The organism is Ideonella sp. B508-1, assembly GCF_000333615.1.
In the GTDB taxonomy this organism is placed as follows: domain Bacteria; phylum Pseudomonadota; class Gammaproteobacteria; order Burkholderiales; family Burkholderiaceae_C; genus Ideonella.
Genome location: NZ_BADL01000162.1, coordinates 1 through 5,537, shown reverse-complemented (window position 1 = coordinate 5,537; position 5,537 = coordinate 1). Strand labels below are relative to the sequence as shown.

Sequence of the window (5,537 nt, the reverse complement as noted above, 5' to 3'; positions counted from 1 at the left end):
CGAGCGCATGCGGGCCCTGGGCGCACGCGAGGTGATGACTTTTNCCTTCGNCCTGGAGGCCTTGCCGCCCTGGCCCGAGCACAAGGACGATGCCCTGTTCTTCGCCAACCGGGCCTTGGAAGCGCTCTACCGGCCCGAGCGGGTGCTGGATGCCTTTGCCGCCATCGCCCGCGACTGGCCCGAAGCATGGCCGGCCCCCCGGCTGGTGGTGGCCCACGACGGCGCGCTGCGCCCGGCGCTGGAAGCCCGCGCGGCCCAACCTGACCTGGCCGGCAAGGTGCAGTTCGTCGGCCGGCTGGATGCCGCGACCCAGGCCGGCTGCTACGCCTGCGCCCGCTGGTACCTGAGCCTGCCGGCCAGCGACTCGGTCTCCGTCTCGGTGCTGGAGGCCATGGGCCACGGCTGCATTCCCATCCTGTCGGACCTGCCGGCCAACCGTGAGCTGGTGGACGACGGCCGCAATGGGCTCATCCTGGCCGAGGGCGAGTTGCCCACACGGGCCCGCCTGGCTCCGCTGGCGGCCCACGCCGATGCGGTGGGGGCGGACTTGCAGGAGTGGGTGGGGCTGCACGCCCTGTTCCCGGCCAGCGTGCAGGCCTATGTGCAGCGGCTCGAACAACTTGGTGGCGCCACACGCGCATGAACATCCTCTACCTGAACCACTACGCCGGCACGCCCGCGCTGGGCATGGAGTACCGGCCCTACTACCTGGCCCGCGAGTGGGTGCGTGCCGGCCACCGCGTGACGATGGTGGCGGCTGACTTCTCGCATGTGCGGGCCCGCCAGCCCCAGGCTGGCACCGACATGGTGGACGGCATCACCTGCCACTGGCTGCCCACGCCGCCCTACCAGGGCAATGGCCTGGGCCGGGTGAAAAACATCTGGGCCTACCTGAAGCAGGTCTGGCAGCGCACGCCAGCGCTGATCGCCGAGGCCCGGCCGGATGTGGTGATCGCCTCCAGCACCTACCCGATGGACATCTGGGTGGCGCGGCGCATCGCCCGCCGGGCTGGGGCCGTGCTGGTGTTCGAGGTGCATGACCTCTGGCCGCTGTCGCCCATCGAGCTCTCGGGCATGTCACCCCACCATCCCTTTGCACTGCTGTGCGGCTGGGCCGAGAAGACGGCCTACCGCGATGCGGACGTGGTGGTGTCCATGCTGCCCAAGGTGCATGGGCACATGGCCTCGCGCGGGCTGGACCTGAAGAAGCTGACCATCGTGCCCAACGGCATCTCGCCCGAGGACTGGGCCGGCACGCCGGCCCCGCTGCAGCCCGAGGTGGCGCGGGTGATCGACGCAGCCCATGCCGCCGGCCGCACGGTGCTGGGCTATGCCGGCTCCATGGGCCTGCCCAATGCGCTGGACACGCTGCTGGACGCTGCCGCGCAACTGCGCGAGGACGCGGTGGAGATCGTGCTGGTGGGCGACGGCCACGAGCGCGAGCGCCTGGTGCGCCGCCTGGCCGACGAGGGCCTGGACCGGGTGCACTGGTGCGGCCCCATCCCCAAGGCGCAGATCCCGTCCTTCCTGGCCGCCATCGACATCGCCTACATCGGCTGGCAGAGCGTGTCCATCTACCGCTTCGGCATCGCGCCCAACAAGCTGATGGACTACCTGATGGCGGGCTGCCCGGTGCTGCACGCGGTGGAGGCCGGCAACGACCCGGTGGCCGAGGCCGGCTGCGGCGTGACCGTGCCGCCCGAATCGCCCGCCGCGGTGGTGCAGGGCCTGCGCCGGCTGCTGGCCGTGCCGGCCGAGGAGCGCCGCGCCATGGGCCAGCGCGGCCGTGCCTTCGTGCAGGCCGAACACACCTACCCCGTGCTGGCCGCCCGCTTCCTGGCCGCCTGCCAGCGCGCCAGAGGACAATCCTGATCACCATGAGCACCGACAAGCTGCCGTTTTTGCCCTTCGCCCTGCCCGAGATCGGCGAGGAAGAGATCGCCGAGGTGGTGGACACCTTGCGCTCCGGCTGGGTCACCACCGGCCCCAAGGCCAAGCGTTTCGAGGCCGCCTTCACCGAGTTTCTGGGCGATGCGTCGCTGGAATCCATCGCCGTCAATTCCGCCACCGCCGGCCTGCACCTGGCGCTGGAAGCGGTGGGCGTGGGTCCCGGCGACGAGGTCATCACCACCACCCACACCTTCACCGCCAGCGCCGAAGTGGCGCGCTACCTGGGCGCGGACGTGAAGCTGGTGGACATCGATCCGGCCACCTACTGCATCAGCCCCGCGGCGCTGGAGGCCGCCATCACCCCGCGCACCAAGTGTGTGGTGCCGGTGCATTACGGCGGCCTGGCGGCCGACATGACGGCCATTCTGGCCATCGCGAAGCGGCACGGCCTGAAGGTGGTGGAGGACGCGGCCCATGCGCTGCCCACCACCCACCGCGGTCAGCTCATCGGCACGCTGGACAGCGACGCCACCGTGTTCAGCTTCTACGCCAACAAGACCATGACGACAGGCGAGGGCGGCATGCTGGTGACGCGCCACCCCGAGGTGGCCGCGCGCGCCAAGGTGATGCGCCTGCACGGCATCAACCGCGACGCCTTCGACCGTTTCACCGCCAAGGTGCCCAGCTGGTACTACGAGATCGTGGCGCCGGGCTTCAAGTACAACCTGACCGACATTGCCGCCGCGCTGGGCCTGCATCAGTTGAAGCGCCTGCAAGCCTTCCAGGCCCGCCGCACCGAACTGGCAGCGGCCTATGCCCAGGCCCTGGCCGGCTTGCCGCTGCGCCTGCCGCCCCAGCCGCTGGCGGGTGATGTGCATGCCTGGCACCTGTATGTGGTCGAGCTGACCGACGAGGCCCCCATCACGCGCGAGGCCTTCATCGAGTCGCTCTACGCCGACGGCATCGGCTGCAGCGTGCACTACATCCCGCTGCACCAGCACCCGTACTGGAAGGAACACTATGGCCTGAAGGCCGAGGACTTTCCCCACAGCCAGCGGGCCTTCGAGCGCATCGTCAGCCTGCCGCTGTACACCCGCATGACCGAGGCGGATGTCGAGCGCGTGGCGGCGGCCGCCCGCAAGGCCTTGCGCGCCTGAGCCCCGGAGCCTGCCCGATCCCATGGCCAAGCGCCTGTTCGACCTGATCGCCGCCGGCCTGGGGCTGGCGCTGTTGGCGCTGCCCGGCCTGCTGGTGGCGCTGGCCATCAAGCTCGACTCACCCGGCCCGGTCTTCTTCCGCCAGGAGAGGGTGGGGCGGGGCGGCCGGCCGTTTCGCATCCACAAGTTCCGCAGCATGCGGGTGGAGGCTGAGCGCCAGGGCCAGCTGACCGTGGGCGCCGATGCGCGCATCACCCGGGTGGGTGGATGGCTCAGGCGGAGCAAGCTGGATGAGCTGCCGCAGCTGATCGATGTGTTGGTCGGTGACATGAGCCTGGTGGGCCCCCGGCCCGAGGTGCCTCGTTATGTGGCGGTGTATCCCGCGTCACTGCGCGATGTGGTGCTGTCCGTTCGGCCGGGTATCACGGACCCCGCTTCCTTGCGATTGGCAGACGAGAGCCTGCTGCTGGCCCATGCGGTGGACCCCGAGAAGGAATATGTGGAAGTGATCTTGCCCGCCAAGCTGGAAGAGGCAGCGGCGTACGCCAAGCAGGCGACCTTGATGAGCGATCTGAGAATTATCTTCAGAACACTCAGCTTGCTCTTAAAACGTATATGAATTGACAGAACAGGATATTCAATGACTCAAAAACAGCTTCACATTGGCATGGCCGGCGCCGGCTTGTCGTGCGCCGTCATCGCTCGCTTGCTTGCAGAGGCAGGGCATCGTGTTTCCATTCATGAAAAGAGGAGTCATGTTGCTGGAAACTGCCACACGGAGAGAGATTCTTCGACGCAGGTGATGGTCCATGTTTATGGGCCCCACATATTCCATACCGACGATGACGAGGTGTGGGCGTTTGTGAACCGGTTCATGAAATTCATGCCCTATGTGAATCGGGTCAAGGCGACGACAGGTGGGAAGGTTTATTCGCTGCCCATCAATCTGCATACGATCAATCAGTTCTTCGATCAGGCACTGAGCCCGAAGGAGGCGGAAGATTTCATCAAGGGGCAGGCAGATTCAACGATCACCGACCCTGCCAACTTCGAAGAGCAGGCCCTCGCCTTCATTGGCCGCCCCCTTTATGAAGCGTTCTTTCGCGGCTACACAGTCAAGCAATGGGGAGTGGATCCCACGCAGCTGCCAGCTTCTATCCTGAAGCGCCTGCCTGTTCGCTTCAATTACAACGATAACTACTTTTTCCACCGCCATCAGGGCATGCCGGAAGAAGGGTATACCAAAATGGTGGAGGGTATTCTTGATCATCCCTCCATCGAGGTGATTCTGGGCTCTGGCTTGACGCGCGCGGACGCTGATCGGTTCGATCATCTGTTCTGGTCGGGGCCGGTAGATGGTTTTTATGATTATGATCAAGGCCGCTTGCCTTACCGGACGCTCGATTTCGAGAAATTTACAGGCGAAGGTGATGTGCAGGGCTGCGCGGTGATGAATTACACCGACGAATCTGTTCCTTATACCCGAATCACCGAGCATAAGCACTTCTCCCCGTGGGAATCTCACGGAGGCTCCGTGTGTTACCGGGAATTCAGCCGCGCTTGCGGCGAAAGCGACATTCCTTATTATCCTGTTCACCTGACGTCGGGTAATGAGTTGCTGAACGCCTATCAGGACCGTGCCAAGGCAGAGCGTCGAGTGACATTCGTGGGCAGGTTGGGGACCTACCGCTACATGGACATGGATGTGACCATCCGGGCAGCGCTGGATTGCGGGCGAAGTTTTCTGGCAGGGCTCGGTGGTTGAGAAGAACACCTTGCCGGTGTGTGATTGAAAGACTGAGATGTCGCAACCCAGGGTGAGTTTCTGGCAAAACCTGGACCATTTCCTGGCCAGGCTGCGGCCCCACCGTGTGCCTCTGTCCTTGGCCATGGATGCGCTCATGGTCGTTGTGGCCTGGCATGCCACCTACCTGTTCCGCATGGGCTTCGAGCGCTGGCTGCACGAACGGCCGCCCTACGACGTCTGGGTACTGGTGGGCGTGGTGGTGGTGTACCTGTCGGCCTTTGTCGCGCTGCGCGTGCCCCAGGGCATGTGGCGCTTTTCAGGGTTCGGCGAGATCAAGCGCCTGACCCTGGCCTGTCTGGTGGCCGGGGTGGTCAGCGCCGCGGGCACCATGGGTCTGCAGCTCTATGGTGTGCCGAGGGCCGTGCTGGCCCTGCACCCCTTTGTGGCGCTGATGGCGGTCAGCGGCGTGCGCCTGCTGTACCGCGCGTTGTACGAGCATGCGCGGGCGCGCATCAGCGGCCAGGGCGGGCCGGAGCGCCGCGCGCTGGTGCTGGGCGCGGGCGAGGCGGCCAAGCGCCTCTTGGCCGGCATCCAGCACCAGGGCTGGGCGGTGCTGGGCCTGCTGGACGATGACCTCGCCAAGCAGGGCGCGCGCATCGCCGGTGTGCCGGTGCTGGGGCCCCTGACGGCGGTGAAAGACCCGGGCGTGCGCGGTGAGGCCACGCACCTGATCATCGCGCTGC

General features: G+C 66.3%; 6 protein-coding genes. All 6 read left to right on the top strand.

The features are described from left to right. Nucleotides 1-643: glycosyltransferase (locus I73_RS07590; RefSeq protein WP_022980065.1), on the top strand; the 643-nt coding region annotated here is incomplete at its 5' end. Beyond that, nucleotides 640-1,872, top strand: coding sequence for a glycosyltransferase family 4 protein (locus tag I73_RS07585; RefSeq protein WP_022980064.1), 1,233 nt, complete (start codon nucleotides 640-642; stop codon nucleotides 1,870-1,872). The genes I73_RS07590 and I73_RS07585, both read left to right, overlap by 4 nt. Before the next feature lie 5 nt (nucleotides 1,873-1,877). Then, complete coding sequence (locus I73_RS07580; protein WP_022980063.1) at nucleotides 1,878-3,047, top strand: DegT/DnrJ/EryC1/StrS aminotransferase family protein; 1,170 nt, start codon at nucleotides 1,878-1,880, stop codon at nucleotides 3,045-3,047. A gap of 22 nt (nucleotides 3,048-3,069) precedes the next feature. Next, a complete protein-coding gene (locus I73_RS07575; protein ID WP_022980062.1) occupies nucleotides 3,070-3,666 on the top strand; it encodes a sugar transferase in 597 nt (198 codons plus the stop codon). Nucleotides 3,667-3,687: 21 nt separating this feature from the next. Next, entirely contained in the window at nucleotides 3,688-4,812 is a 1,125-nt protein-coding gene (locus tag I73_RS26670) for a UDP-galactopyranose mutase (protein ID WP_040499877.1), read from the top strand. Between the two features lie 124 nt (nucleotides 4,813-4,936). Next, the coding region (locus I73_RS07565) for a nucleoside-diphosphate sugar epimerase/dehydratase (protein ID WP_374701946.1) at nucleotides 4,937-5,537 on the top strand (601 nt) is incomplete at its 3' end.